This window comes from Amycolatopsis sp. ATCC 39116 (genome assembly GCF_000231075.2).
In the GTDB taxonomy this organism is placed as follows: Bacteria; Actinomycetota; Actinomycetes; order Mycobacteriales; family Pseudonocardiaceae; genus Amycolatopsis_E; species Amycolatopsis_E tucumanensis.
The window spans coordinates 1-25881 of the sequence record NZ_AFWY03000028.1 but is presented as its reverse complement, the minus strand read 5'-3'; the positions used below and the strand labels follow the sequence as shown (position 1 = coordinate 25881).

Annotated in this window: 23 protein-coding genes; 13 read left to right on the top strand and 10 right to left on the bottom strand. The window is 72.8% G+C overall.

What is annotated here, in order from left to right; all coding sequences use genetic code 11:
- Positions 1 to 19: 19 nt before the first annotated feature.
- The 3 genes from AMY39116_RS0325085 to AMY39116_RS0325075 are packed head-to-tail and all read right to left on the bottom strand — an operon-like array spanning position 20 to position 3610.
- Positions 20 to 1015, bottom strand: a complete 996-nt coding sequence (locus tag AMY39116_RS0325085) for a substrate-binding domain-containing protein (protein ID WP_020420373.1) — start codon at positions 1013 to 1015, stop codon at positions 20 to 22.
- 16 nt (positions 1016 to 1031) lie between these two features.
- Entirely contained in the window at positions 1032 to 2057 is a 1026-nt protein-coding gene (locus AMY39116_RS0325080; RefSeq protein WP_020420372.1) for an ABC transporter permease, read from the bottom strand.
- Positions 2054 to 3610 (bottom strand): sugar ABC transporter ATP-binding protein, encoded by a 1557-nt coding sequence (locus tag AMY39116_RS0325075; RefSeq protein WP_020420371.1) that lies wholly within the window; start codon positions 3608 to 3610, stop codon positions 2054 to 2056. The genes AMY39116_RS0325080 and AMY39116_RS0325075 overlap by 4 nt, the downstream gene beginning before the upstream one ends.
- A gap of 153 nt (positions 3611 to 3763) precedes the next feature.
- Here AMY39116_RS0325075 and AMY39116_RS0325070 point away from each other — a divergent pair, with 153 nt between their 5' ends.
- On the top strand, positions 3764 to 4348 hold the full coding sequence (locus AMY39116_RS0325070) for a hypothetical protein (RefSeq protein WP_020420370.1): 585 nt from the start codon (positions 3764 to 3766) through the stop codon (positions 4346 to 4348).
- Between the two features lie 16 nt (positions 4349 to 4364).
- Positions 4365 to 5021: an RES family NAD+ phosphorylase gene (locus AMY39116_RS0325065; protein WP_020420369.1), complete on the top strand. Its 657-nt coding sequence runs from the start codon at positions 4365 to 4367 to the stop codon at positions 5019 to 5021.
- Positions 5022 to 5383: 362 nt separating this feature from the next.
- On the opposite strand, the gene AMY39116_RS0325060 is transcribed toward AMY39116_RS0325065, so the two are convergent.
- A complete protein-coding gene (locus tag AMY39116_RS0325060; protein WP_020420368.1) occupies positions 5384 to 7312 on the bottom strand; it encodes a S9 family peptidase in 1929 nt (642 codons plus the stop codon).
- A 10-nt stretch (positions 7313 to 7322) separates the two neighbouring features.
- On the bottom strand, positions 7323 to 8315 hold the full coding sequence (locus AMY39116_RS0325055) for a TerC family protein (protein ID WP_027936212.1): 993 nt from the start codon (positions 8313 to 8315) through the stop codon (positions 7323 to 7325).
- Between the two features lie 297 nt (positions 8316 to 8612).
- Between AMY39116_RS0325055 and AMY39116_RS0325050 the strand changes: the two genes are divergently transcribed.
- From AMY39116_RS0325050 to AMY39116_RS0325035, 4 genes are read left to right on the top strand one after another with little or no spacing between them, the layout of a single operon-like run.
- Positions 8613 to 11411, top strand: coding sequence for an alpha/beta fold hydrolase (locus tag AMY39116_RS0325050; protein WP_020420366.1), 2799 nt, complete (start codon positions 8613 to 8615; stop codon positions 11409 to 11411).
- Complete coding sequence (locus tag AMY39116_RS0325045) at positions 11408 to 12334, top strand: ABC transporter permease (protein ID WP_020420365.1); 927 nt, start codon at positions 11408 to 11410, stop codon at positions 12332 to 12334. Before AMY39116_RS0325050 ends, AMY39116_RS0325045 begins: the two co-directional genes overlap by 4 nt.
- Positions 12335 to 12354: 20 nt before the next feature.
- The gene (locus AMY39116_RS0325040; protein ID WP_020420364.1) at positions 12355 to 13113 is read left to right on the top strand and encodes an enoyl-CoA hydratase/isomerase family protein; all 759 of its coding nucleotides are present in this window, start codon (positions 12355 to 12357) and stop codon (positions 13111 to 13113) included.
- 39 nt (positions 13114 to 13152) lie between these two features.
- Positions 13153 to 13533, top strand: a complete 381-nt coding sequence (locus AMY39116_RS0325035) for a VOC family protein (protein WP_020420363.1) — start codon at positions 13153 to 13155, stop codon at positions 13531 to 13533.
- 641 nt (positions 13534 to 14174) lie between these two features.
- Here AMY39116_RS0325035 and AMY39116_RS0325030 read toward each other — a convergent pair.
- From AMY39116_RS0325030 to AMY39116_RS0325015, 4 genes are all read right to left on the bottom strand, one after another.
- Positions 14175 to 14495 carry an MmcQ/YjbR family DNA-binding protein gene (locus AMY39116_RS0325030; protein WP_020420362.1) on the bottom strand — a complete coding sequence of 107 codons (321 nt, stop codon included), beginning with the start codon at positions 14493 to 14495 and terminating at the stop codon, positions 14175 to 14177.
- 198 nt (positions 14496 to 14693) lie between these two features.
- Complete coding sequence (gene uvrB / locus AMY39116_RS0325025; protein ID WP_027936210.1) at positions 14694 to 16847, bottom strand: excinuclease ABC subunit UvrB; 2154 nt, start codon at positions 16845 to 16847, stop codon at positions 14694 to 14696.
- Positions 16848 to 16896: 49 nt separating this feature from the next.
- The gene (locus tag AMY39116_RS0325020) at positions 16897 to 17151 is read right to left on the bottom strand and encodes a hypothetical protein (protein WP_020420360.1); all 255 of its coding nucleotides are present in this window, start codon (positions 17149 to 17151) and stop codon (positions 16897 to 16899) included.
- Positions 17152 to 17370: 219 nt separating this feature from the next.
- Positions 17371 to 18624, bottom strand: a complete 1254-nt coding sequence (locus AMY39116_RS0325015) for a CdaR family transcriptional regulator (protein ID WP_020420359.1) — start codon at positions 18622 to 18624, stop codon at positions 17371 to 17373.
- Between the two features lie 59 nt (positions 18625 to 18683).
- Here AMY39116_RS0325015 and AMY39116_RS0325010 point away from each other — a divergent pair, with 59 nt between their 5' ends.
- The 6 genes from AMY39116_RS0325010 (at position 18684) to AMY39116_RS0324985 (ending at position 24350) form a co-directional block, all read left to right on the top strand.
- Positions 18684 to 19211: a DUF402 domain-containing protein gene (locus AMY39116_RS0325010; RefSeq protein ID WP_020420358.1), complete on the top strand. Its 528-nt coding sequence runs from the start codon at positions 18684 to 18686 to the stop codon at positions 19209 to 19211.
- 121 nt (positions 19212 to 19332) lie between these two features.
- Positions 19333 to 20250, top strand: a complete 918-nt coding sequence (locus tag AMY39116_RS0325005; RefSeq protein WP_020420357.1) for an ABC transporter ATP-binding protein — start codon at positions 19333 to 19335, stop codon at positions 20248 to 20250.
- Positions 20250 to 20987, top strand: a complete 738-nt coding sequence (locus AMY39116_RS0325000; protein ID WP_020420356.1) for an ABC transporter permease — start codon at positions 20250 to 20252, stop codon at positions 20985 to 20987. Before AMY39116_RS0325005 ends, AMY39116_RS0325000 begins: the two co-directional genes overlap by 1 nt.
- Before the next feature lie 80 nt (positions 20988 to 21067).
- Positions 21068 to 22501 carry a glycosyltransferase family 39 protein gene (locus AMY39116_RS0324995; protein WP_020420355.1) on the top strand — a complete coding sequence of 478 codons (1434 nt, stop codon included), beginning with the start codon at positions 21068 to 21070 and terminating at the stop codon, positions 22499 to 22501.
- The gene (locus AMY39116_RS0324990) at positions 22501 to 23727 is read left to right on the top strand and encodes a histidine kinase (protein ID WP_020420354.1); all 1227 of its coding nucleotides are present in this window, start codon (positions 22501 to 22503) and stop codon (positions 23725 to 23727) included. Before AMY39116_RS0324995 ends, AMY39116_RS0324990 begins: the two co-directional genes overlap by 1 nt.
- Positions 23724 to 24350 carry a response regulator transcription factor gene (locus AMY39116_RS0324985; protein ID WP_020420353.1) on the top strand — a complete coding sequence of 209 codons (627 nt, stop codon included), beginning with the start codon at positions 23724 to 23726 and terminating at the stop codon, positions 24348 to 24350. Before AMY39116_RS0324990 ends, AMY39116_RS0324985 begins: the two co-directional genes overlap by 4 nt.
- 2 nt (positions 24351 to 24352) lie before the next feature.
- Here the strand turns inward: AMY39116_RS0324985 and AMY39116_RS0324980 are convergent, their stop codons facing one another.
- Positions 24353 to 25189 carry a hypothetical protein gene (locus AMY39116_RS0324980; RefSeq protein ID WP_020420352.1) on the bottom strand — a complete coding sequence of 279 codons (837 nt, stop codon included), beginning with the start codon at positions 25187 to 25189 and terminating at the stop codon, positions 24353 to 24355.
- 114 nt (positions 25190 to 25303) lie between these two features.
- Here AMY39116_RS0324980 and AMY39116_RS0324975 point away from each other — a divergent pair, with 114 nt between their 5' ends.
- The gene (locus tag AMY39116_RS0324975) at positions 25304 to 25732 is read left to right on the top strand and encodes a pyridoxamine 5'-phosphate oxidase family protein (RefSeq protein ID WP_027936209.1); all 429 of its coding nucleotides are present in this window, start codon (positions 25304 to 25306) and stop codon (positions 25730 to 25732) included.
- Positions 25733 to 25881: the final 149 nt, after the last annotated feature.

The window sequence follows — 25881 nt, the reverse complement described above, 5'->3', positions numbered from 1 at the left end:
GGGACGGCGCGCGACACGGTCAGGACCCGCTGTTCAGCTCCGCGTACGTGGCCGCCGCGTTGTCCTTCGTCACCAGCTTCGTCGGCAGCGTCTGCGTTTTCGGCACCTGGCGGCAGTCCACCAGGATGCTCTTCGCCGCGGCGATCGCCTCCTGCCCGCCCGTCGGGTATATGAACGTCGCCGACAGGCGGCCCGCCTCGACGGCCTTCAGCCCGCCCGACTCGATGGGCAACCCGTCGATCCCGGTGATCGGCAGGTCGGGCCGCCCGGCGTTCGTCGCGGCTATGCGGGCTCCCTCGCCCATCGGGTCGTTGTGCGAGTAGATCGCCTGGATGTCCGGGTTCGCCTTGAGGATCGCGTCGGCCTGCTGCTGGCCCTTGTCCCGCAGCCAGTCGCCGTCCTGCGCGGCCACGATCTCGATCTTCGAGCCCTGAATGCCCTGCATGAAGCCGTCGTGCCGCTCCCGCGCCGGGGTCGACCCGGCCAGCCCGCGCAGCTCGCCGATCTTGCCGCCGTTCGGCAGCAACGTCGTCTTGAAGTACTCGCCGGCCTGCCGCCCGATGTCGACGTTGTCCGCGCCGATGAACGACGTGTAGGCGTCGCCGTCGACCTTGCGGTCCAGCACCAGCACCGGGATCCCCTTGTCGTAGGCGCGTTTCACCGGCGCGGTCAGCGGCGTCGCCTCGTTGGGGCTGATGATGAGCAGGTCGACCTGCTGGGTGATGAAGTTGTCGACCTGCTCGACCTGCTTCGAGTTGTCCTGCGCGGCGTCGGCGAAGTTGACGGTGAACTGCGGCACCGACGCGGCCGCGGCGCGGATGTCGTCGTCCATCCGCTGCCGGTACGGCTCGGCGACGTTGGCCTGGCTCATCCCGATCGTGTACTGCCCGTCGGCGCCGCAGCGCTCCGGCGCACCCTGCGCGCCCCCGCCGCTGCCCGAGTTCTCGTTCGTGGTGCCGCAGGCCGCGAGCAGCAGGCACGCGCCCACCGCCGCCAGGCCACGGGACTTCCGCATGATTCTTCCCCTCTCGTCAGGAAACCGATGCCGGGCGCAGCCGCTGCAGCCCCGCGGCGAGCACGATGACCAGGCCGATCACGAGCAACTGGACGTTGGAGTCCACGTTGTTCAGGCCCAGGATGTTGCGCAGCACGCCGACCAGCAGCGCGCCGGCCACCGTGCCGACCACCGAACCGCGCCCGCCCATCAGGCTGGTGCCGCCGATGACCACGGCGGCGATCGCGTCCAGCTCGTACATCGCGCCGTCGTTGGGTCCGCCGAAGTTGAGCTGCCCGGCGTGCACGATCCCGGCCAGCGCCGCCAGCAGCCCGCACAGGCCGAACACGATGATCTTCACCCGCTTGACCGGCACGCCGGACAGGCGCGCGGCCTTCTCGTTGCCACCGATGGCGTAGATGTGCCGGGAGAACGCGCTGACCCGCAGCAGCACCACCGCCAGTGCGGCGACCACCAGGAAGATCAGCGCGGGGATCGGCACCAGCCCGTTGAAGGTGCGCTCCCCCAGCAGCGAAAACGTCTCCGGCGCCTGCCCCGGCCCCTCGCCGTAGGTGATCGACACGCCCTGCCCGCCGGACCAGATCCGCGCCAGGCCGCGCGCGATCTGCATGCCGGCCAGAGTCACGATGAACGCCTGGATGCCGAACGAGGTGATCGCGAACCCCTGCAGCAGCCCGAACCCGAGCCCGATCGCGAGCACCAGCGCCACCGCCGGCACCAGCCCGAGGTCGTTCTCGGTGAGCAGGACCGCCACCCCGACGCTGGCCAGACCGAGCACCGACCCGACGGACAAGTCGATGCCGCCGATGAGGATCACCAGCGTCATCCCGACGGCGAGGATCCCGATCTCCGACATCGAGCGCACGACGTTGAACAGGTTGCCCGAGTCCAGGAACACGAGCTCGCCGTTCTTGCTCGGCGAGTACACCACCGCGGCGATGAACACCAGCACCAGGCCGAACAGGCTCTGGAACCGGAACAGCGTCGCCAGCAGCCCGCCGCCGGGGCGGGCGAGGTCGGGCAACGCGGCCACCTTGGTCATGACGTCCCTTCCGCCACCAGGTCCTCGACGGCCCCCTCGCCCATCGAGAACGCCAGCAGCTCCGCTTCGGTGGTGTTCGCCGTGTCCAGTTCCCGCACGCTGCGGCCGTCCCGCAGCACGACCACGCGGTGGCAGACGCCGATCAGCTCGGCGGGCTCCGACGACGCGAGCAGGACCCCCACGCCCCTGCTCGCCGCCTCGCCGAGGAGCCGGTAGATCTCGGCCTTCGCGCCGACGTCCACCCCGCGGGTCGGCTCGTCCAGCAGCAGCAGCGCGGGTTCGGTGAGCAGGCCGCGCCCCAGCACGACCTTCTGCTGGTTGCCGCCGGACAGCGAGCCTGCCGGGTCCCGCAGCGACGCGAGCTTCACGCCGAGGCGGTCGACCATCTCCTGCGCCGCGGCGCGTTCCCGCCGCCGCGGCACCACCCCGGCCCGCGCGATGCGGTCCACTATGGACAGCACCGTGTTGGCGAGCACCGAGTGCTCCAGCGCCAGGCCCGCGACGCGCCGGTCCTCGGGCACGAACGCGATGCCCAGGCGCAGCGCCGCGCGGGGGCCGCGCGGGCGGATCTCCTCGCCGCGCAGCAGGATCCGCCCGGACCAGCGTCCCCCGACGCCGTAGATCGTCTCGAGCAGCTCCGTGCGGCCCGCGCCGAGAAGCCCGGCGACGCCGACGATCTCACCGCGCCCGACCCGCAGGCTGATGCCGGCCGGATCACGGCGGCCGGGGCGCCGCGACTGCACGACCAGGTCCTCGACGCGCAGCAGCTCCTCCCCCGCGCCCGCGCCGTCGCCGGTGCGGAACATCGACTCGACCGGCCTGCCGACCATCGCCTCGGACGCCTGCTGCGCGGTCATCGCCCGCGCGTCGAACTCCGCCACCACCTCGCCGTTGCGGAGCACGGTCGCGCGGTCGGCGACGCGGCCGATCTCGTCCATGCGGTGCGAGATGTAGACGACGCCGGCGCCGGCGCGGCGCAGTTCGGCGATCACGGCGAACAGCCGGTCGATCTCCGGCGCGGACAGCGCGGAGGTCGGCTCGTCCATGACGATGATCCGGGCGTCCAGCGACAGCGCCTTCGCGATGGTGACCAGCTGCTGCTCGCCGGTGCGCAGCTCCTCCACCGGACGGCGCGGGTCGAGCGCGACGCCGATGCGGTCCAGCAGGCGCGCGGTCTCGCGCACCATCCGGCGGCGATCGATGGTGCCGAAGCGGGTGCGGGGCTCGCGGCCGAGGAACACGTTCTCGGCGATCGGCAGCGCCGGGACGAGGTCGAGTTCCTGGTGGATCATCGCGACCCCGGCGCGCTGCGCGTCGGCGGGCCGGGCGAACCGGACGGGCTCGCCGTCGATGCGGATTTCCCCGCGGTGGCCGCCCACCTCACCGGAGAGGATCTTCATCAGAGTGGACTTGCCCGCGCCGTTTTCCCCGAGCAGCGCGTGGACTTCTCCGGCACGCACAGTGAAATCGACGTCACGCACCGCATGAACTCCGCCGTAGGACTTGCTCACCCCGGCCAGCTCGACCAGGGGCGACCGTGGCTCCGCGTCCATGCTGGCCCCCCTCGCCACGCTGCGAGAAATCGATTACTCGGCCGAACCTAGAGTGACCCGCCACACATGTCAAGAGTGGACAAGATCGTGTCCTCTGCGGACAGTTTCCCCTAGGGCGCACGAACCCGCACGCCGAGCGCTATGCTGAGGCTCATGACGGTCGCGCTGGAGAACGTCCTCGCCAAGGCAGGCCTCCGGATCGACGCCGCGGATTTCCTCTCGCTGGTCGAGGACGCCGCGCGCCGCCTCGCCCCGCCGAACCCGGACCCGGTGTCCTTCTTCTCCGAGGGGCAGCGGGCCGCGCTCGCCGAGGCGGGGCTCGATCTGTCGCCCCGGCGCGACGACGAGCCGGACAGCCGCGCGCCGTCGGTGGCGGCGCACGCGGTGCTGGCCGAGTCCGCCCTCACGGTCGCCGAGGCCGCACGGCGGCTGGGCGTGGACCCGAGCCGGATCCGGCACAAGCTGGCCGACCGGCGCCTGACCGGCTGGAAGGACCAGGGCGGCTGGCGGCTGCCGTCGTGGCAGTTCGGCGAGCGGGGCGCGCTGCCCGGGCTGGAGGCCGTGCTGGCCGCTGTGCCGGACGACCAGCCCGCGCTGGTCGTGGCCGCGTTCATGAACACCGAGCAGGCCGACCTGCAGATCGGCGGGCGGCCCGCCACCCCGCGGCAGTGGCTGCTGGCCGGGGGCGACCCCGAGCCGGTCGCCGCGCTCGCCGCCACGCTCGGCACCCCGTTCTGAGGCCGCCCCGCATCTCATGGCCCGTTTGCCACTCCCGCCGTCGCGGGCTGAGCTCCTCGCTGCCCTGCGCGCCGACGTCGACATCGTGACCGTGCCGCCGACGCGGCGGCTGGTGCGGATCTTCACCGCGGGCGGCAACCACCCGCAGCAGTGGAACACGTTCCGCTACACCGGCCCGCTGCCGCACGGCCGCTTCGACCCGCAGCCGCCCAGCCGGGACGGGCGCGCCGTCACCGATCCGGGGCACGGGGTGCTGTACTTCGGGCTGACTGTGCGGACGAGCGTGGCGGAGGTGTTCCAGACGACGTCGCTGGTCGACCGCAGGACGCGGCTCCCGAGGCTGGTCGTGGTGCGCCCGTCGCGGTCGCTGAGGCTGCTCGACCTGACCGGCCTGTGGCCGACGCGGGTCGGGGCGTCGCAGGAGATTTCGAGCGGGCCGAAGAAGATCACGCAGGCGTGGGCGCGGGCGATCCGCGCGGCCTTCCCGGAGCTGGACGGACTGTGGTACCGCTCGTCGATGGACGGCGGGCACCCCGCGCTGTGCCTGTGGGACCCACCGGCCGGCGAGGCGCTGCCGCTGGCGCCGGACGTGCTGCTGCCGCTCGACCACCCCGGGCTGGACGTGCCACTGGGCCGGGTGTGCGAGGAGCTGAACTACGTGCTGCTGAACTGAAGCGCGCGGGAACAGCGGATTTCCGGGGGCGGCGGGCGCCGGTGCTGTCCCGGCACACCTGGATCAAGGCGTGGCAAAACCCCGCCGCCAGCCCGCCTACTGCTCTGCGGAGCGCCGGCACCGGAGCCGGGAAATCCCCGCGCCCGCCGTACCACGACCCCACCTCGCCGGTGGGCGCGCCGGGGCAACCGGTCCGGGACGCACCGCTGTCCAGCCGGCTGCGTTACCCAGCCGGCTCCGAGGCCGGGGAGGCCGGGCCGGGCGCGGAAGCGCTCGGCCCGCAAGCTGTCCCAGGTGCGCGGGCGGAGCGCCAGCCCTCGACGTTGATCCGGGCCGGCGTCTCCGCCTCGACCACTGGCGAGTCACGCCAGGTGGCGCGACCACCAGTCCAGGATCGCGTCGAAGCGTTGCACCCGGTGGCGCGGCTTGCCGGACCGGCTCAGTTCGTGGCCCTCGCCGGGGAAGAGGAGCATCTCGACCTCCGTGCCGTTGCGCTTGAGCTCCACGAACAGCCGCTGGGCCTGCTCGACCGGGCACCGCCAGTCGTGCTCGGAGTGGACCACCGCGAACGGGATGCGGATCTGCGCGGCGTAGGTCAGCGGGCTGCGCTCGCGCTGCACCACCGGGTCCGCGCCGACGTAGGCCTCGGTGAAGAACCAGCCGATGTCCGAGCTGCCGGTGAACGAGTCCCACGCGTTGACGGCCCGCTCGCTCCACGCGGCGCGGAACCGCGAACCGTGGTGGGCGGCCAGCCACGTCGTCATGAAACCGCCGTACGAACCGCCCATCACGCCGACCCGCGAGGAGTCCAGATCGTCGCGCTCCAGCGCCGCGTCCAGCAGCGCCAGCACGTCGTCGACGTCGACCGTGCCCAGTCCGTGCACGATCGCCTGCCCGTGGCTCTCGCCGTAGCCCGCCGAACCGCGCGGGTTGCCCATCACCACGGCGTACCCGGCCGCGGCGTACACCTGCGCCTCGTCGAACAGGCCCCAGTCGTAGGCCGCGAACGGGCCGCCGTGCACCACGAGCAGCACCGGGTGCGGCCCCTCGCCCTCGGGCAGCACCAGCCAGCCGTGCACCGGGTAGCCGTCCGGCGCCGTGGCGGTCAGCTCCTCGACCGGGCGGATCCCCTTCTCCCGCACCGGCTTCGAGAAGTCGGTGAGCACGAACTGGTCCGGGCCGTCGAGCAGCACCACGTCACCCGAACTGTCCGGCCGCGCCACGACCGCGGCGATCCGCTCCCCGTCCACCGCGAACGACCGCACCGCGCCGCGGTCACCGAGCAGCCTGCTCAGGCCGTCCAGCGGCGCCCGGTCGGCGTCGCGCGGCACGGCCCGCAGCTCGATCGCGCCGCGGTTGAGCACGGTCACCAGGACCTCGTCGCGGAACTGCGCGGGCGGCACGTCGGCCATGCAGTACACGGACTCCGCGTCGGTCAGGCGGCGCGGCTTCGCCGGCTCGCCGTCGGCGGGCAGCTCGGCCGCCCACAGACCCGGGTTGCGGGCCACGACGTGCGGCCACGTGTACTCCTGGCCGTAGAAGAGGATCGTGCCGTCGACCGTCACCGACGGCTTGGCGGCGCTGCCCGCACTGCGCACCGCGAGCACCGGCTCGCCGCCCTCGGCAGGCACCAGGTAGAGGTCGCTCTCCTCGGTGTCGGTGGCGCCCCACTCGCGGGGCGCGACGACCAGCACGGCCGAACCGTCCGGCAGCCACGCCGGGTCGGAGACGTCGGCCTGGTCGTCGGTCAGCGGCTCCGGTTCACCCGGGTCGGTGACGTCGAGGACGAACAGCCGCCGCGGGCGGTCCCGCAGGAAGCCGACGTTGTCCAGCCGGTAGTCGTAGCGGGTGATCCGGCGGGGCGCCTCCGCAGCCGGTTCGAGGACTTCGCCGTCGGAGTCCGGCGCACCGTAGCGGCCGGCTTCGGGCACCCGCGCGGTGAAGGCGACGCGGCGCGAGTCCGGCGCCCACACCGGGGCACCGGCGCCGAGCGGCAGTTCGGTGAGGCGCCGGGCGTCGCCGCCGTCGGCGGGCATCACGTGCAGCTGCGGCTTGTCGCCGTCCGCGCGGAGGAAGGCCACCCAGCGGCCGTCCGGGGAGATCGCGGGATCGGTGTCCCGCTCGCCGTGGGTCCACTGCCGGGCCGCCCCGCCGTCGGGGGCGGCCCGCCACAGCGAACTGCGATAGGTGTTGCCGCCGAGGTCGGGGGTGGTGACCGCGGTCAGCAGCAGGGTGCCGTGCAGCGCGGGAGTGCCGGGCACTGCGAGGAGTTCGAGATCCGAGGGACGCATGCCCCCGAACCTACCGGATTTCGTTAGCCTCGCTAAGAGCCTGGGACTCCGACTTCTTCTTCTCGTCCCGCTTGGCCTTGGCCAGGCTGAGGACGGTGGTGGCGGTCAGGACGACCACGATCACGCCCAGCGAGACCCAGTTGTTGATGTCCAGCCAGTCCGGCACCGCGTGGTACTCGTGCAGCGCGTGCAGGATCAGCTTCGCGCCGATGAAGGCGAGGATGACCGCCAGGCCGTAGGACAGGTAGACCAGCTTGTTCACCAAGCCGCCGAGCAGGAAGTACAGCTGCCGCAGCCCCATCAGCGCGAACGCGTTGGCGGTGAACACCAGGAAGGCTTCCTGGGTGATGCCGAAGATCGCCGGGATCGAGTCGACCGCGAAGAGCAGGTCGGCGCTGCCGATGGCCACGATCACCACGAACATCGGGGTCAGCCAGCGCTTGCCGTCCCGCTTGATGGTCATCTTGTGGCCGTGGAAGTCGTCGGTGACCGGGTAGACCTTGCGGATCCACCGCACGACCGCGTTCTCGTGGTACTCCTCGTCGTGGTCGTTGCCGCGCAGCATGCTGATGGCCGTCCACACCAGGACCGCGCCGAACAGGAAGAACACCCACACGAACTGGGCGATCAGGGCCGCACCGACCGCGATGAACACGCTGCGCATGGCCAGCGCGAGCAGGATGCCGATCAGCAGCACGCGGTGCTGGTGGATCGCGGGCACCCGGAACGAGGCCATGATGATCATGAAGATGAACAGGTTGTCCACCGACAGCGAGTACTCGGTGATGTACCCGGTGAAGAACTGGACGCCGTAGTCGTGCCCGGCGAGGACCCAGACGCCGATGCCGAACAACACGGCGCAGGTGATGTAGAAGACGACCCACTTGGCCGCTTCCTTGGTGGTGACTTCATGTGGCTTCCGGTCGACGATCACGAGGTCGATCGCGATCAGCACGAGCAGGCCTGCAACCGTGGCAGCCCACAGCCACACGGGGACATTCATCTACGCAATACCTCCGGTTAGCGCGCAGCAGCAGCTAGCCGGAGGTCTCTTCCGCCGGTGGATCCGGCCGACGGTGCCGGGTGCCCCGAAGGACCGCCGTGCTGACGACACCGCCGCGAAGGAATACTCCCCTCCACGTCGTATCCATCTTTCCTGATCAACCGGACGAACACCACCTTAGGTAACCCTCATCACCCGGATTCCAAGATCAGGACCCGCGCTGACGCGTTCTCAGGAAAGCTCCCATACGGTTTCGGTGTGCCCCGAATCGCGCTCCCGCACACACGCCGTTCCCGGATGGTGATCCTCGCGGTCGTCGTCCTGCTGGTGGCGGCCGTCGTGCTCGTCTGGACCCGCTCGTCGAGCGAGCCCGCCGCGGTACCGACGCAGGACGCCATCCTCGACGTGCCCGCGGCGCCCGGCTCGGCCGCGAAGGTCAGCCTGGACACCACGCTCTACCTGCCGGAGCGCACGCCCGCCCCGGCGGTGCTGCTGCCGCACGGGTTCGGCGGGGACAAGAACAGCGTCGCCGGCGACGCGCAGGAGCTGGCCCGGCGCGGGTTCGTGGTGCTCACCTACTCGGCGCGCGGCTTCGGCCGCAGCACCGGCGAGATCGGGCTCAACGACCCGGACTTCGAGGTCGCGGACGCCGCCCGCCTGGTCGACTGGCTCGCCACCCGCCCGGAGGTCCGCCTGGACGGCCCCGGCGACCCGCGGGTCGGCGTGCTGGGCGCCTCCTACGGCGGCGCGCTGGCGCTGCAGCTGGCCGGACGGGACAAGCGGGTCGACGCGATCACGCCGGTGATCACCTACAACGACCTGGCCCAGGGCCTCACGCCGAACGCGGCCGCGGCGGCGGCGCCCGCGGCGGGCACCCCGGCGGCGGGCGCGTTCTCCCCGGACGGGGTGTTCAAGAAGTCGTGGGCCGGGCTGCTCTTCTCCGCCGGGACCTCGCCCTCGGGCGCGGGCGGGCTGGGCGCGGAGGCGCCCGAGCCGGGCCAGGAGACCGACGACGACACCCAGACCGCCGGGACCACGGGCGGGGGCGGCTCGGCCGCCGCCGCGCCGCTCCCCCAGCAGGCGCCGCAGCAGCTCGGCGGGGCGACGTGCGGCCGGTTCACCGCCGAGATCTGCCGGGCCTACGCCGACCTGGCCACGACCGGCAAGGTGAGCCCGCAGGTCGCGGCCCTGCTGCAGCGCCTGTCCCCCGCCGCGGTCACCGGGAACATCACCGCGCCGACCCTGCTGGTGCAGGGCGAGGCCGACACGCTGTTCGGGCTCGACCAGTCCGACGCCACCGCGCGGCAGATCACCGCGGCGGGCGGGACGGTGCAGCAGGTCTGGTACACCGGCGGGCACGACGGCGGCCGCCCGGGCCCGCAGCTGCGCGCGAAGCTCGGCGACTGGCTGTGGTTCCAGCTCACCGGCGAGGGCGGCAACCCGTTCAGCGGGTTCTCCTACGACGTGCAGGGCTCGCTGCGCGCGTCGGGCTCGCCGTCGGTGCGCACCGTCGACGCCGGCGAGTACCCCGCGCAGACCCAGCGGCGGACGCTGCAGCTCGACGGCGACGAGCAGACGATCGTCAACCCGCCCGGCGGCACGCCCGCCGCGGTCAGCGGGATCCCCGGCCTGAACGCGCTGGTCAGCGGATCGTCGCGGCTGTCGGGACTGTTCAGCCTCGACCCGCCCGGCCAGTCCGCGCGGTTCACCACCGCGCCCGTCGACTCGCAGCTGCTGATCACCGGCTCGTCGACCGTCCGGCTGCGGGTGTCCGGCACCGGCGAGGCGGTGCTGTTCGTCAAGCTCTACGACCTCAACCCGGACGGCAGCCGCACGCTGCCGGCGAACCAGATCGCCCCGGTCCGGGTGGCGATCCCGTCGTCCGGCACCGCCGAGGTGACCGTGACGCTGCCCGGGGTGGTGCGGCCGGTCGAGGCCGGGCACGCCCTGCAGCTCGTGGTCACGACGACCGACCAGGCGTACGCGACCCCGGTGACCCCGGCCGCGTACCGGGTCTCGCTCGCCGACCCGGCCATCGCGGTGCCGGTGGTGCCGGGCAACGCCGTCGGCGGCGGGTGGCCGGTCGGCACGCTCGTGGGCATCGGCGTCACGCTCGCGCTCGCCGCGGCGGTCGCCGCGCTGGCCGCGGTGCGCAGGCGGCGGTCGCACCAGGCCGACCCGGACCTGGCCGGGGTGCCGCTGGTGATCGACGGGCTGACCAAGGCCTACCCGGGCGGGCTCACCGCCGTGAAGGACCTGTCCTTCCGCGTCGAACCGGGCCAGGTGCTCGGCCTGCTCGGGCCGAACGGCGCCGGCAAGACGACGACGCTGCGCATGCTGATGGGCCTGATCACCCCCACCGCCGGCGAGATCAGGGTGTTCGGCCACCGGATCACACCCGGCGCGCCGGTGCTGTCGCGGATCGGCTCGTTCGTCGAGGGCTCCGGGTTCCTGCCGCACCTGTCCGGCACCGCGAACCTGCGCCTCTACTGGGACGCGACCGGCCGCCCGATCGAGCAGGCGCACCTGGAGCAGGCGCTGGAGATCGCCGGGCTGGGCAACGCCGTGCACCGCAAGGTCCGCACGTACAGCCAAGGCATGCGGCAGCGGCTCGCGATCGCGCAGGCCATGCTCGGGCTGCCGGAGCTGCTGGTGCTCGACGAACCGACCAACGGGCTCGACCCGCCGCAGATCCACCAGATGCGCGAGGTGCTGCAGCGGTACGCCGCGACCGGCCGGACCGTGGTGGTCTCCAGCCACCTGCTGGCCGAGGTCGAGCAGACCTGCACGCACGTCGTGGTGATGCACCGCGGCCGGCTGGTGGCCGCGGGCGAGGTCGGCGACATCGTGGCCGCCGGCGGCGAGGCCACCTTCCGGGTCGACCGGCCGGAGGCGGCGGCCGACGCCCTGCGCGGGGTGCCCGGCGTGTCCGGTGTGGACGTCGAAGGGACCCTCGTGCACGCCGACCTGGACGGGATGCCGCGCGCCGAGGCGGTCGCGGCGCTGGTCCGGGCCGGGGTCGCGGTCGAGCAGGCCGGGCCGCGGCGACGGCTGGAGGACGCGTTCCTCCAGCTCGTGGGAGAGGAAACGTCATGAGCGAGAACGGGGTCCACACCGATCCCGCGGCACTGGACGAGCTGACCGACGCCGCAGCGCACACCCACTCCGGGGTGGGCGCGGACGGCGCGGTCGAGGGCTACCGGGCGCGGCGGACGTTGCGGCTGGGCGTCGAGCTGCGGCGCCAGCTGCGGCGGCGGCGCACCCAGCTGGTGCTCGGGTTCGTCGTGCTGCTGCCGTTCATCCTGGTGGTGGCGTTCGAGATCGGCGAGTCCAGCCCGAACCGGCGCTCCGGCGGGTTCGTCGACCTGGCGACGGCGAGCGCGCCGAACTTCGTCGTGCTGGCGCTGTTCGTGTCCGGGACGTTCCTGCTGCCCACGATCGTCGCGTTGTTCTTCGGGGACACGATCGCGAGCGAGGCGTCCTGGTCGAGCCTGAAGTACCTGCTGGCCATGCCGGTGCCGCGGCACCGGCTGCTGCGGCAGAAGGCGATCGCGTCCGGGTTGCTGTCGGTGGTGGCGCTGGTGCTGCTGCCGCTGGTGGCCCTGGTGGCGGGTCTGATCTTCTACGGCGCCGGTGACGCGGTCAGCCCCACCGGGGACGCGATCCCGTTCGGGCAGAGCCTGATCGCGATCGGGCTGTCCACCGTGTACGTGGTGATCCAGCTGGCGTGGGTGGCGGGGCTGGCGCTGTTGTTGTCGGTGCTCACCGACGCGCCGCTGGGCGCGGTCGGCGGGGCGGTGCTGGCGGCGATCCTGTCGCAGATCCTCGACCAGATCACCGCGCTGGGCACGCTGCGCAACTACCTGCCGACGCACTACTCGTACGGCTGGATGGACCTGATCGCGACCGACATCGACTGGACGAACATGGCCGCCGGGACGCTGTCCGCGGTGATCTACGCGACCGTGTTCACGCTGCTGGCCGCGCGGCGCTTCGCGACGAAGGACATCACCAGCTGATTTCCCACTACGGTGGGGCGATGACGACGATCGAGGTGGACAAGGCCGGCGACGTGGCCGTGCTGAAACTGGCCCACGGCAAGGCGAACGCGATGGACACCGAGCTGTGCCGGGAGCTGGTGGCGCGGCTGGAGGAGGCCGAGCTCGGCGGCGCGAAGGGCGTGGTGCTGACCGGGCGCGACGGGATGTTCTCCGCCGGGGTGGACCTCAAGCGGGTCGCCGCGGGCGGGCCGGCCTACCTCCGGGAGTTCCTGCCCGCGCTGTCGGACGCGTTCCTGGCCGTGTTCGGGTTCCCCGGACCGGTCGTCGCGGCGGTGACGGGGCACGCGATCGCCGGCGGGGCGGTGCTGGCGGCGGCGTGCGACCGGCGGATCCTGAACGAGCGGCAGGGCCGGATCGGCGTCACCGAACTGCTCGTCGGGGTGCCGTTCCCGTTGGTGGCCCTGGAGATCCTGCGCTGCGCGTACGGGACGGAGCGGCTGCCCGGGCTGACGTTCCTCGGCGAGACCTACGCGGGCGGCGAAGCGCTTTCCCGCGGGCTGGTGGACGAGCTGGCCGCGCCGGACGAGGTGCTGCCGAGGGCGATCGAGACGGCGAGGCGGCTGGCCGCGGTGCCGTCGGACGCGTTCCGGCACACGAAGGCGCAGATCCACCGGCCGTTCGACGAGCGGATCGGCGAGCAGCGCGCCGGGGACGACGCGCTCGTCGAGCGGGTGTGGTCGGCCCCGTCCTCGCTGGCGGCGATCGAGGAGTACGTGCGGACCACGCTCGGCGGGTAGCATTCTCGGTTCCCCGCCCACCGCCTCTCGGAGGCCGCCATGCCGCGTCCGGTGCACTTCGAGATCCACGCGAGCGACCCGGAACGAGCCGTCACCTTCTACGCGACGGTCTTCGGGTGGACGTTCGAGCGGTGGGGCAGCAACCCGTACTGGCTGATCAGCACCGGCGACGGACCGGGCATCGACGGCGGGCTGGTGCCGCGGCAGGGCCCCGCGCCCGCCGAGGACGCGCCGGTGAACGCCTTCCCGCTGACCGTCGAGGTGGACGACCTCGACGCGGCCGTGCGGCGGGTCGAGCAGGCGGGCGGCCAGGTGGCGGTGCCGCGCAGCCCGATCCCGGGGATCGGGTGGCTCGCGTACTGCGTGGACACCGAGGGGAACATCTTCGGGATCCTGGAGCCGGCCCCGGAAGCCGAGTGATCGTGGGGCGCTTGGTGGTGGGTGTTTGATGCCGTGGCGTTCGGCGCGCGGTGCGGTGGGCGCGGACGGTGGCCGCACTCTCCGCCGACGGCCGCGCGAGCGGCCGGCGCCCGCGCCGGCGACGAGCGGCGCCCCAGCGCGGATGACGAGCGGCGGCGGAGTGGCGAGCGGCAGCACGAGCCGCAAGCAGCGGCACGAGCAGCGGCACGAGCAGCGAGCAGCGGCGGTCAGGCGCAAGCGGCTGCGCCAGCACGAGAGCAAGCAGCAGCGGTCCGGCGCAAGCGGCTGCGCCAGCACGAGAGCAAGCAGCAGCGGTCCGGCGCAAACGGCTGCCGCAGCACGAGAGCAAGCAGCAGCGGTCCGGCGCAAACGGCTGCCGCAGCACGAGAGCAAGCAGCAGCGGTCCGGCGCAAACGGCTGCCGCAGCACGAGAGCAAGCAGCAGCGGTCCGGCGCAAACGGCTGCCGCAGCACGAGAGCGAGCAGCAGCGGTCAGGCGCGAGCGGCTGCGGCAGCACGAGAGCGAGCAGCAGCGGTCAGGCGCGAGCGGCTGCGGCAGCACGAGAGCGAGCGGCGGCGGTCGGGCGCGGATGGCGAGTTCCCGCGCGAGCCGAGGCGAGCAGTGACGTGCGTGCGGCTGGTTCAGGAGCGGGCGTAGTCGTAGGAGGCGGACAGCAGTTCGTGGAGTTCGGCGTCCGGGATGGGGTTGTCCAGGGTGATCGTGTTCCAGCCGTGGCGGGACTGGTAGCCCATGGGGCGCATGGCGTCCGGGTGGCGTTCCCGCACGGTGGCGGCCTCCTCGGCGTTGGCGCCGCACCGGAGGGCGATCGAGTTCTCCTCGAAGCCGATGTAGGCGAACGCCTTGCCCGTGACCTTCACGACGAGCACGTGCTCACCGAACGGATAGGTCTCCACGGCGCCCGGCTGACCCAGGCACCACGCGATCACCTCGTCGCGGGTCAACGGCCGCTCCTTCCATCCGGGTGGCTGGGCACCGGCATCCCGGCGCTCAGCCACTCCCCGCGGCCAAGCCGGCCACCGGCACTCCGGTGCGCGGCCACTCCCCGCGGCCAGGCCGGCCACCGGCACTCCGGTGCCCGGCCACTCACGCCCCCATCCCGGCTGAGTCGCCGGCACCCCCGCGCCGACCACCGCGAAGGGTCACTTCACGCCGGCGGCGTCCATGCCCCGCAGTTCCTTCTTCAGCTCGGCGATCTCGTCGCGGAGGCGGGCCGCCAGCTCGAACTGCAGGTCGCGGGCGGCCTGCATCATCTGGTCGGTCATCTGCTGGATCAGGTCGGCCAGCTCGGCGCGCGGCATGCCGGCCACGTCGCGGTCCACCAGCACCCCGGAGCTGCGGCCGCCCTGCTCGGGCTTCTTGCCGCGCGAGGCGTTGCGACCGGAACCGCCGACCTGCACCGCCTGCTCGGAGTCCTCCGCCTCGCTGTAGACGCGGTCCAGGATGTCCGCGATCTTCTTGCGCAGCGGCTGCGGGTCGATGCCCCGCTCCTTGTTGTACGCCATCTGCTTCTCGCGGCGGCGGTTCGTCTCGTCGATCGCGTACCGCATCGAGTCGGTGATCTTGTCCGCGTACATGTGGACCTCACCGGAGACGTTGCGCGCCGCGCGGCCGATCGTCTGGATCAGCGACGTGCCGCTGCGCAGGAAGCCCTCCTTGTCCGCGTCGAGGATCGCCACCAGCGACACCTCGGGTAGGTCGAGGCCCTCGCGCAGCAGGTTGATGCCGACCAGCACGTCGAAGTCACCCGACCGCAGCTGCCGCAGCAGCTCCACCCGCCGCAGCGTGTCCACCTCGGAGTGCAGGTACCGCACCCGGATGCCCATCTCCAGCAGGTAGTCGGTGAGGTCCTCGGCCATCTTCTTGGTCAGCGTGGTCACCAGGACCCGCTCGTCCCGCTCGGCGCGCACCCGGATCTCGTGCACCAGGTCGTCGATCTGGCCCTCGGTGGGCTTGACCACGACCTCCGGGTCGATCAGGCCGGTCGGGCGGATGACCTGCTCGACGAACTCGCCGCCGGTCTGGCCCAGCTCGTACGGCCCCGGCGTCGCCGACAGGTACACCGTCTGGCCGATCCGGTCGGTGAACTCCTCCCACGTCAGCGGCCGGTTGTCCAGCGCGCTGGGCAGGCGGAACCCGTGCTCCACCAGGGTCCGCTTGCGCGACGCGTCACCCTCGTACATGCCGCCGATCTGCGGCACCGTCACGTGCGACTCGTCGATGACCAGGAGGAAGTCCTCCGGGAAGTAGTCGATCAGGGTGGCCGGCGCCGACCCGGCAGGGCGGTCGTCGATGTGCCGCGAGTAGTTCTCGATGCCCGAGCAGAACCCGACCTGCCGCATCATCTCGATGTCGTAGCTGGTGCGCATGCGCAGCCGCTGCGCCTCCAGCAGCTTGCCCTGCTTCTCCAGGCGCTCCAGCTGCTCGGCCAGCTCCGCCTCGATGCCGCGGATCGCCTTCTCCATGCGCTCCGGCCCCGCCACGTAGTGGGTGGCCGGGAAGATCCGCACCTCGTCGACCTCGCGCACGATCTCGCCGGTGAGCGGGTGCAGGTAGTACAGCTTGTCGACCTCGTCGCCGAAGAACTCGACCCGCACGGCCAGCTCCTCGTAGGCCGGGATGATCTCCACCGTGTCGCCGCGCACCCGGAACGTGCCGCGTGAGAACGCCAGGTCGTTGCGGGTGTACTGGACGTCGACCAGCGCGCGCAGGAACGTGTCGCGCTCGACCTCCATGCCGACCTCGAGCTTGGAGGACCGGTCGAGGTAGGACTGCGGCGTGCCGAGGCCGTAGATGCAGGACACCGAGGCGACCACGATGACGTCCCGCCGGGAGAGCAGGTTCATCGTCGCCGAGTGGCGGAGCCGCTCGACGTCGTCGTTGATCGACGAGTCCTTCTCGATGTAGGTGTCGGTCTGCGGGACGTAGGCTTCCGGCTGGTAATAATCGTAGTAGCTGACGAAGTACTCGACCGCGTTGTGCGGGAACAGTTCGCGCAGCTCGTTGGCCAGCTGCGCGGCCAGGGTCTTGTTGGGCGCCATGACCAGCGTGGGCCGCTGCACCCGCTCGATCAGCCAGGCCGTGGTCGCCGACTTGCCGGTGCCGGTGGCGCCCAGCAGCACGACGTCCTTCTCGCCCCGCTCGAGCCGCTTGGCGAGCTCGTCGATGGCCGCCGGCTGGTCACCGGCGGGCTGGTACTCGCTGACGACCTCGAACCGGCCGCCCGCGCGCGGGATCTCGGAGACGGGCCGGAACTCGGACTGGGCGAGCACGGGGTGTTCGGTTGCGAAAGCCACGGGAACCAGGGTAGGCCGACCCACCGACAGTTTTCAGCGAGGCGGCGTTCTAGCAGGCCAGACGGCGGTCGCGGGCGGCGCGGGCCAGGCACGACTCGCACGGCATGCCGCAGATCCGCTCCAGCAGCTCGGCGCTCCCGCAGGCGATCGGCGCGCCGCAGCGGGCGATCAGGACCTCCGGGATGGGGCCGGTTTCGGGGATCGGGACGAGGTGGCAGACCCGGTCGCGCTCACCCGCGGCGCCCCGGCGCAGGCGCACGAGGGCCATCACTCCGGTCGGCTCGGCGTGGACGACGTTCCCCATGGGCGAAGCGTAAACCGGAATAATCGTGGAATCTTCGTGCCGTCGGCCCAATCCTGGGGGCCAGGACTGGTCCTGAAGGACGAAAGCGCTGGACCGCGGCCTGCCGCGGGGGTCGATGAAACACCCGAAAGAGACAAACCAGGCGTTCCGTTCCGGTGTGTCGTCCGGTGAGGTCGGGTGCCGCGGGTTCCGAAGCGCGGGCCGGCGGAGGCAGCGCAGTTACGGCGTCGCCAGCACGGCCGCGCCGAGCCGGTGGCACAGCCGCAGCGCGAGTTCGACGTCCAGGCGGTTCTCCGACACCGGGCGGCCCAGCATCTCCTCCGCCTTGCGCACCCGGTACTGCACCGAGTTCTTGTGCATCGTCAGCTGGGTGGCCGCCGCGGTGTAGCTGCCGCCCGCGGCCAGGAAGACCCGCAGCGTCTCGCGCAGCCGGGCGTGCTGCTCGTCGTCGGTGGCGAGGTCCCGCAGCGTGTCGGCGACCCAGCCGCGCGCGGCCGCCATGTCGCCCGCCATCAGGGCCATCGCCCCGACCTCGCGGAACGTCAGGACCCGGTCGCAGTGCTCGCCCGCGGCGAAGGCCAGGTTGTACACCCGCTGCGCCTGCCGGTGGCTGCGCCGGAACCCGTCCAGCCCCTCCCCCGGGTCGCCGAGCGCGAGCCGGATGCCCGGATCGGCCTTATCCAGCACCTTCCGGACGCGCTCCTCGTCCGGCATCGCGGGCCGCTCCAGCGGGACCCACACCCACGCGCAGACCTCGTCGTTCGGCACGAACAGCGGCGCGCCCGCGCTGGGCAGGCCCGCGGCGAGCTCGGCCGCGACCGCCTCCAGCCCGCCGAGCACGTGCCCGGCGCCCGGGACCGGGTCCTGCCACACGATCATCGCCAGGTGGGTGCCGCGCAGCCGGTAGCCGAGGCTGGTCTCGCTGGTGTCGGTGGCCCCGCCCTCAAGCAGGGTGCGCACCCTCGCGGCCCGGACCGCGCTGCGGTTGACCAGCCAGCGGTCGCGTTCCTCCTGGTAGGCCGACACCACCTGCTGCGTGACGCGGTCGATGAAGGCGAACGCGCCGGTCAGCGCGTGCCCCATCATGGCGCCCAGCAGCTCCGGATCGGACTCGAACCTGACCGCCTCGCGCAGGGAATAATCGAGGAGCGCGGTCTGGCCGAGGTAGTAGGCGCGGATCAGGTCGACCACCGGGGTGCCGCGCTGGGCGAGACGGCGCGCGTACTCCATCGCGGCGGCCGGCGCCTCCACCCGGCGCGGGTCGATGCCGTGCTGGAAGATCCGCAGCGCGGTGTCCACGTTCTGGTAGACGCTCGCCGACAGCAGGCTCACGACGCTCTCGTCGTCGTTGACCAGGTTCGGCAGCTCGCGCGCGTACAACTGCACCAGATCGCCGGTGAGCTCGGTGGCCCGCTCCGCGAGCACGGCGGCCACCCGCGCCACTCCTTCGACCGCGTCTGCCTCGTCCGCCACGTGATCACCCTACCGTCGTGACAGTTCCCAAACTTATGTAAACCAGCAGAATGGGAGGCATGACCGCGCACGCCGGGACGATCCACCCCCCGAAGATCGAGACCTTCGACGTCGCGAACCGGACCAACACCGATCCCAAGGGCATCGCCCGCGCCGTCGAGGAGTACCGGGTCGAGCCGTTCGGGCTCTACCTCGCCCGGCCCACCCCCGGCCGCGCCCAGTTCCACTACCTCGAATCCTGGTTGCTGCCCGCGCTCGGCCTGCGGCTGACCGACTTCTGGTTCCGCCCCGGCCACGAACGCGACCAGGACTTCTACCTCGACGTCGTCTCGGTCGAGCGCGACGACGCGACCTGGCGCACCACCGACTGGTACCTGGACCTCGTGGTGCGCGAGGGCGAGCGGGTCGACGTGGTCGACATCGACGAGCTGCTCGCCGCGGCCGGCGCCGGGCTGCTCACCGCGGGCGAGGCGCGGCGCGCGCTGGAGATCGCCTACGACGCCGTCGACGGCCTCGCCGCGCACGGCTACCGCGTGGACCGCTGGCTGGCCACGCACGGCATCGAGCTGACCTGGCGCCGCCGCTGAGCATCCACCGATCGGTGGATGGCCGGTCACCGGGCGGCTGAGCGAAGTCCCGCCGCGGAGTCGATCCGGCGCCCGCCCCCTCCCCCGCATGCTGGTCGGGCGGAGGAAAGGGGGCGGCACGATGCCGGTCATCGAGGTGCGGAACCTCAGGAAGCACTACGGCGGGAAGCCCGCCGTGGAGGACGTGTCCTTCACGGTCGAACGGGGCGAGATCTTCGGGATTCTCGGGCCCAACGGCGCGGGCAAGACCACGACCGTCGAGTGCCTGGAAGGACTTCGGCGCCCGGACGGCGGCCGGGCGACGGTGCTCGGGCTCGACCCGTGGCGCGACACCGCGGAACTGCGCCAGCGGCTGGGCGTCCAGCTGCAGGAGAGCCGGCTGCCGGACAAGCTCCGGGTCGGCGAGGCGCTGGAGTTGTACGCGTCGTTCTACCGGAACCCGGCCGATCCGGACGCCCTGCTCGAACAGCTGGGGTTGTCCGGGCGGCGCGGCACGGCCTACCGGAAGCTGTCCGGCGGCCAGCAGCAGCGCGTGTCCATCGCGCTCGCGCTGATCGGCAACCCGGAGGTCGCGGTGCTCGACGAGCTCACCACCGGACTGGACCCGCAGGCCCGCCGGGACACCTGGGAGGTCATCGAGGGCATCCGCGACCGCGGGGTGACCATCCTGCTGGTCACCCACTTCATGGCGGAAGCCGAACGGCTCTGCGACCGGATCGCGGTGATCGACGCCGGCCGCGTGGTCGCCGTCGACACGCCGGCCGGGCTCGTCGCGCGCGTCGCCGACGAGCAGGTGATCCGGTTCCGCCCGTCGGAGCCGGTGCCCGACGAGCTGTTCACCGGCCTGCCCGAGGTGCGGACCGTGACGCGGCGCGGCGAGCAGGTCGAGGTCAGCGGCGTCGGCAACGTGCTGCACGCCGTCACGTCCGTCCTCGCGCGGCGCGGGATCGTCGCCGGCGAGCTGCGGGTGGCACAGGCCGGGCTGGACGACGCGTTCGTCGCGCTCACCGGCCGCCGGATCGGACAGGGGGACCGCTGATGCTCACCAGGCTCACCGCCGTCGAGGCGAAACTGTTCCTGCGCGACCCGGGGGCGCCGATCACGGTGCTCGGCGTCCCGATCGCGCTGCTGCTGGTGTTCGGGCTGCTGGCGGACGCGAACCGGCCGAGCGAGGAGTTCGGCGGCCAGCCGCCGCTGTCCGGGTTCATCGCGCCGCTCGCGGTGGCGATCCTGATCGGGATGCTGGCGCTGACACTGTTCCCCGGCGCGATGGCGACCCACCGGGAACGCGGGGTGCTGCGGCGGCTCGCGGCGAGCCCGGTGCCGCCGTCCCGCCTGCTCACCGCGCAACTGCTGGTCAACCTGGCCGCCGCGCTCGTGGTCGTGCTGCTGATCGTCGTCGGCGGGCACGTCGTGCTCGGCCTGGCGCTGCCCGCCAACCCGGGCGGCTTCCTGCTCACGCTCGTCCTGGGCACCACGGCGCTGTTCGCCGCGGGACTGCTGGTCGCCGCGCTCGCGCCGACCGGCCGGACCGCGGGCGGGGCCGGGACCGCGGTGTTCTTCCCGATGCTCGCGCTCGGCGGGGTGTGGGTGCCGAAGGAGAACCTGCCGGGGGTGCTGCGGGAGCTGGCCGACGTGCTGCCGCTCGGCGCGATGCTCAACGCGCTGCGCGCGTGCTGGACCGGCGGCGCGCCGGAGCCGCTGCAGCTGGCGGCGATGATCGTGTTCGCCCTGGTCTGCGGTGGTCTGGCCGTCCGCTTCTTCCGGTGGGAGTGAAGAAGTTGACTTTCGTGGGCAACCGAACGGCCCCGGGCGGCGTCAGAGTTGCGAAGCTCGCTCGCGTTCCCGTGCTCGCCATGGCGGGGGCCGTCGGGCTGCTGTTGCTCGTCACGAGCGGCCGCTACGGCTACTTCGGCGACGAGCTGTATTTCCTGGCGGCTGGTCGGCATCTGGCTTGGGGGTATGCCGACCAGCCGCCGGCACTCCCCCTGCTCGCGCACCTGGTGGACGCGCTGGCGCCCGGGTCGCTGGTGGTGTTCCGGCTGCCCGCGACGCTGGCGACCGCCGCCGGGGTGGTCGTCGCCGCGCTGATCGCCAGGGAGCTCGGCGGCGGGCGGCACGCGCAGGTGCTCACCGCCGGGACCTTCGCGATCAGCGGGCAGCTCCTCGGCACCGGCCACTACCTGGCGACCTCCACGTTCGACCCGCTGCTGTGGACGGTGCTGTGCTGGCTGCTGGTGCGCTGGGTGCGCACCCGCGCGGACGGGCTGCTGGTGTGGGCGGGAGTGGTGACCGCGGTGGCGGTCAACGTGAAGTTCCTGGTCCTGGCGTTCTGGCTGGTCGCCGGGATCTGCGTGCTGGTGTTCGGGCCGCGCGGGCTGCTGCGGCGGCCGCTGCTGTGGGCAGGCGCGCTGATCGCCGCGGCCGGCGCGGCGCCGACGGTGGTCTGGCAGGCCGCGCACGGCTGGCCGCAGCTGGAGATGAACGCCGCGATCAGCGCGGAGGTCGAGCAGGTCTACGGCGGGCGCCTGATGTTCCTGCCCGGGATGCTGGCCGGCGCCGGGATCGTGGTGGGCGCGGTCCTGCTGCTGTACGGGGTGTGGCGGCTGCTGCGGTCGCCGGAGCTGCGCGCGTACCGGTTCCTCGGGGCGGCCACGGCCGGGCTCACCGCGGTGTTCCTGGCGACGGGCGGGCGGTCCTACTACGTGGCCGGGATGTTCGCGGTGTGCTGGGCGGCCGCCGCCGTGAGCCTGGAAGCCGGGGCGGCCGCGCGGTGGTGGCGCTGGGTCGCGACCTGGCCGGTGTACGCGGTCAGCGCGCTGATCGCGGTGCCGTTCGCGCTGCCCGTGGTCCCGGTGTCCTGGCTGGGCAGGGCGCCCGCGCCGGGGTTCGCCACCGCGGAGATCGGCTGGCCCGACGTCGCGGCGTCGGTGGCGCGCGCCTACCGGCAGGTGCCCGACCCCGCCCGCACCGCGATCGTCACCGGCTTCTACTGGCACGCCGCCGCGCTGGACCGCTTCGGCCGTCCGCTCGGGCTGCCCGAGCCCTACAGCGGCAGCCGCGGCTACTGGGACCTGGGCACGCCGCCGGAGGGCTCGCGAGACGTGCTGTTCGTCGGCGACGACCCGGCGGTGCTGGCCGGGCACTTCGCCGCGATCACACCGGCCGGGCGGATCGACGACGGCCCGGGCTTCGGCCAGGGCACCGCGCTGTGGCTGGCCACCGGCCGCGCCGGACCGTGGTCCGCGGTGTGGCCGCGGATGCGGGATCTGGGTGTGGGGACCGGATAATGCCCGGTGTGAACCGCCGCTCCTGGACACAGTCCCTCGACTTCGCCGAGGGCCCCGGCGGGCCGCTGTCGGAGACGTGGAGCCGGCTGGTCGACCACTACCTGCCGTACCTGCTGCTGGGACTGGCGACCCTGCTCGTCCACCGCGCCGACACCCTGCCGCTGGCCGGGGCGGCGCTGGCGTGGTTGCTGCTGACCGGCCCCGCGATGCCCCCGCGGTGGCGGTCGCACGGGATCACCCTGGCGGTCTCGTTCGCCGGGACGCTGACGCTGGCGTCCCTGCTGATGTTCCGGGACGTGCTGTTCCTGGTCTTCATGCTCACCTGCTTCTTCGGCGCGCTGCGGCTCAAGCCCGCGCCGCTGGGCGTGCTGGCGCTGGCCACGACATCCCTGCTCATCAACACGATCGGCGCGGGCGGGCCGGGCAAGGCGCTGAGCACCGAGCCGGTGCTGTGGGTGACCATCGTGACCGTGCAGACCGGGGCGATCTGCTTCGGCACCATCATTTCGCGCAAGGTCAGCGAGCAGAACGAGGCGCGGCGCGCGGCGCTGGAACAACTGGAGGCGGCGCAGGCGGAGAACGCGGGCCTGCACCGGCAGCTGCTCGCCCAGGCCCGCGAGGCCGGGGTGATGGAGGAGCGGCAGCGGCTCAGCCTGGAGATCCACGACACCCTCGCGCAGGGCTTCACCGGGATCATCACCCAGCTCGAGGCCGCCGAACAGGACCCCGGCGAGTGGCGGCGGCGGGTGGCCACGGCCACCGCGCTGGCGCGGGAGAACCTCGCCGAAGCGCGGCGGTCGGTGCACGCGCTGCGGCCCGGCCCGCTCGACGAGGCGCGGCTGCCGGACGCGCTGAAGGCGGTGGCGGAGCGGTGGGCGCAGCGGTCGGAGGTGGCGATCGAGTTCACCGCGACCGGCACCGCCCGCCCGATGCACCCGGAGATCGAGGCCACGCTGCTGCGCGTCGCACAGGAGGCACTGTCCAATGTGGCCAAGCACGCCGGCGCGCGGCGCGTCGGCCTCACGTTGTCCTACATGGAGGATCAGGTGACGCTCGACGTGCGGGACGACGGGTCCGGGTTCGACCCGGCGCGGCGCGGCGACGGGTTCGGGCTGCCCGGGATGCTGCAGCGGGTGCAGCGGCTCGCGGGCACGCTCGCGGTGGAGTCGGAACCCGGCGCCGGCACGGCCATCTCGGCCAGCCTGCCCGCGATCGGAGCCGCATGATCACGCTGGTGCTCGCCGACGACCACCCGGTGGTGCGGGACGGGCTGCGCGGGATCTTCACGGCCGAGCACGGGTTCGAGGTGCTCGGCGAGGCCGCGGACGGCGCGGAGGCGGTGACGCTCGCCGAACGCGTGCGGCCCGACGTCGTGCTGATGGACCTGCGGATGCCGGGCACCGACGGGGTGCACGCGATCGGCGAGCTGGCGCGCCGCGGCAACCCGGCCCGCGTGCTCGTGCTGACCACCTACGACACCGACTCGGACGTGCTGCCCGCGATCGAAGCCGGCGCGACGGGCTACCTGCTCAAGGACGCGCCGCGGGAGGAGCTGTTCCGGGCGGTGCGGGCGGCGGCGCGGGGTGAGGCGGTGCTCTCCCCCGCCGTGGCGACCCGGCTGATGGGGCAGGTGCGCGCGCCCGCCCGGGAGGAGCTGAGCCAGCGCGAGATCGAGGTGCTGACGCTCGTCGCGCGCGGCGGCACGAACAAGGACGCGGCCGCGAAGCTGTTCATCAGCGAGGCGACGGTGAAGACGCACCTGCTGCACGCCTATGCCAAGCTCGGCGTGAAGGACCGGGCCGCCGCGGTGGCGCTCGCGCTGCGCCGGGGGCTCATCGAGCTGGATTAGGTTCAGACGGCCGCGCGGTGGACGACGATGTCGCCGAGCCGGGTGCGGGCGTGCAGGCTGACCTGGTCGTCGAAGCCGGCCGAGTTCTCCCGCGCGGGCAGGGAGTTGCGCACGGTTCCCTTGGTGCTGCGGGCGTCCACCGAGACGGCGGTGCGGTCGCCGATGCCGACCTCGATGCCCCCGGAGGCGTTCACCAGCTCCGCGACGCCGCGGGCCAGCCGCCCGATCCGGATCGGGCAGTCGCCCGCCTTGGCGACGACCCCGCCGTCGGCCCGGTCGATGTGGAAGCTCCCCTTGGCGCTGCCGAGGTCGACGCCGGACTTCGCGTGGCCGATCCAGACCGTGCCGGTCGAGCCCTGGTACCGGACGGCGCCCCCGGCCTCGCCGATCCGCAGCGCGGCGGCGCCGCCGTCGACGTCGGCCGGGCCTGCGATCCGGGTGATGGCGACCGAACCGGCGGCGAGGTTCCCGCGCAGCGCGGCGATGTGGTCGAGCTGGACGTGGCCCGAGCCCAGGTTCAGTTCGCAGTCGCCGAACCGGCCGTCGGCGCGCACGTCGGTCCACGTGCTGTGCAGGACCAGGCGCGACCCGGCGGGCAGCTCGATGGTGACGACGACCGAACCGTCCCGGTGGCCCGGCTTCCTGGTCTTGACCGACAGGTGGCCGTCGGCGAAGGAGACCTCGGTGCGCTGGGCGACTTTCACGTGGGACTGGTTCGCGTGGTCGACGGGCTCGACCCGCACGACGGTGTCCGGGCGCTCGCTCGCGGCGATGCGGACCCGGGCGCCCGCGGTCATCAGGCCGGCGGTGATGGGCTCGGGGGTGGCGAAAGTGATCATCGGAGGGACTCCTTCTTCGGGGGCGTGTGATCACCTTCGCCGCCGCGGCTGACACCGGGCTGTCACGACCCTGACACCCCGTTTTTGTCGTACCCCCCGCCTAGCCTCGGGCGCATGGCGTTGTCAGTGGAAGAACGCGAACGGTTCCTGGCCGAGCCGCACGTCGGCGCGCTGTCGGTCGTGGAGGCGCCCGACCGCGCGCCGTTGACGGTCCCGGTCTGGTACCGGTACACGCCGGGCGGTGAGCTGTGGGTCCGCACGCCGCCGGGTTCGCGGAAGGCGCGGGCGATCGAGGCCGCGGGCCGGTTCAGCCTGATGGTGCAGCGGACCGGGCCGACGGTGCGGTACGTGTCGGTGGCCGGCCCGGTGACGGCGATCGAGGCGGACACCCCGGAGCGGGCGCGGGAGATGGCGGGACAGTACCTGCCGGCGGGCCAGGTGGAGGAGTTCGTGGCCTACGAACGGACGCGGCTGGGCGAGCACGTGGTGATCAGGATGCGGCCGGAGCGGTGGTTCTCGGCGGATCTGGGGTCTGCTGGGTAGGGGTGGTGTTGGGGGCGGTGGTGGTGTGGGGGGCCGGGGCCGTGGGCGAGGCTGGCCCCGCGAGGCGAGCCGGGCCGAGGGCGGAGGAAGCCGGGCCGCCGTTGGGACGGCGCGGGACGGGCCGGGGGGCCGGAGCGCCGGGGGCGAGG

Excerpts from the sequence above, each read along its gene's own strand:
- AMY39116_RS0325085 (WP_020420373.1), bottom strand. The coding sequence starts at position 1,015 with ATGCGGAAGTCCCGTGGCCTGGCGGCGGTGGGCGCGTGCCTGCTGCTC.
- AMY39116_RS0325080 (WP_020420372.1), bottom strand. The coding sequence starts at position 2,057 with ATGACCAAGGTGGCCGCGTTGCCCGACCTCGCCCGCCCCGGCGGCGGG.
- AMY39116_RS0325075 (WP_020420371.1), bottom strand. The coding sequence starts at position 3,610 with ATGGACGCGGAGCCACGGTCGCCCCTGGTCGAGCTGGCCGGGGTGAGC.
- AMY39116_RS0325070 (WP_020420370.1), top strand. The coding sequence starts at position 3,764 with ATGACGGTCGCGCTGGAGAACGTCCTCGCCAAGGCAGGCCTCCGGATC.
- AMY39116_RS0325065 (WP_020420369.1), top strand. The coding sequence starts at position 4,365 with ATGGCCCGTTTGCCACTCCCGCCGTCGCGGGCTGAGCTCCTCGCTGCC.
- AMY39116_RS0325060 (WP_020420368.1), bottom strand. The coding sequence starts at position 7,312 with ATGCGTCCCTCGGATCTCGAACTCCTCGCAGTGCCCGGCACTCCCGCG.
- AMY39116_RS0325055 (WP_027936212.1), bottom strand. The coding sequence starts at position 8,315 with ATGAATGTCCCCGTGTGGCTGTGGGCTGCCACGGTTGCAGGCCTGCTC.
- AMY39116_RS0325050 (WP_020420366.1), top strand. The coding sequence starts at position 8,613 with ATGGTGATCCTCGCGGTCGTCGTCCTGCTGGTGGCGGCCGTCGTGCTC.
- AMY39116_RS0325045 (WP_020420365.1), top strand. The coding sequence starts at position 11,408 with ATGAGCGAGAACGGGGTCCACACCGATCCCGCGGCACTGGACGAGCTG.
- AMY39116_RS0325040 (WP_020420364.1), top strand. The coding sequence starts at position 12,355 with ATGACGACGATCGAGGTGGACAAGGCCGGCGACGTGGCCGTGCTGAAA.
- AMY39116_RS0325035 (WP_020420363.1), top strand. The coding sequence starts at position 13,153 with ATGCCGCGTCCGGTGCACTTCGAGATCCACGCGAGCGACCCGGAACGA.
- AMY39116_RS0325020 (WP_020420360.1), bottom strand. The coding sequence starts at position 17,151 with ATGGGGAACGTCGTCCACGCCGAGCCGACCGGAGTGATGGCCCTCGTG.
- AMY39116_RS0325010 (WP_020420358.1), top strand. The coding sequence starts at position 18,684 with ATGACCGCGCACGCCGGGACGATCCACCCCCCGAAGATCGAGACCTTC.
- AMY39116_RS0325005 (WP_020420357.1), top strand. The coding sequence starts at position 19,333 with ATGCCGGTCATCGAGGTGCGGAACCTCAGGAAGCACTACGGCGGGAAG.
- AMY39116_RS0325000 (WP_020420356.1), top strand. The coding sequence starts at position 20,250 with ATGCTCACCAGGCTCACCGCCGTCGAGGCGAAACTGTTCCTGCGCGAC.
- AMY39116_RS0324995 (WP_020420355.1), top strand. The coding sequence starts at position 21,068 with ATGGCGGGGGCCGTCGGGCTGCTGTTGCTCGTCACGAGCGGCCGCTAC.
- AMY39116_RS0324990 (WP_020420354.1), top strand. The coding sequence starts at position 22,501 with ATGCCCGGTGTGAACCGCCGCTCCTGGACACAGTCCCTCGACTTCGCC.
- AMY39116_RS0324985 (WP_020420353.1), top strand. The coding sequence starts at position 23,724 with ATGATCACGCTGGTGCTCGCCGACGACCACCCGGTGGTGCGGGACGGG.
- AMY39116_RS0324980 (WP_020420352.1), bottom strand. The coding sequence starts at position 25,189 with ATGATCACTTTCGCCACCCCCGAGCCCATCACCGCCGGCCTGATGACC.
- AMY39116_RS0324975 (WP_027936209.1), top strand. The coding sequence starts at position 25,304 with ATGGCGTTGTCAGTGGAAGAACGCGAACGGTTCCTGGCCGAGCCGCAC.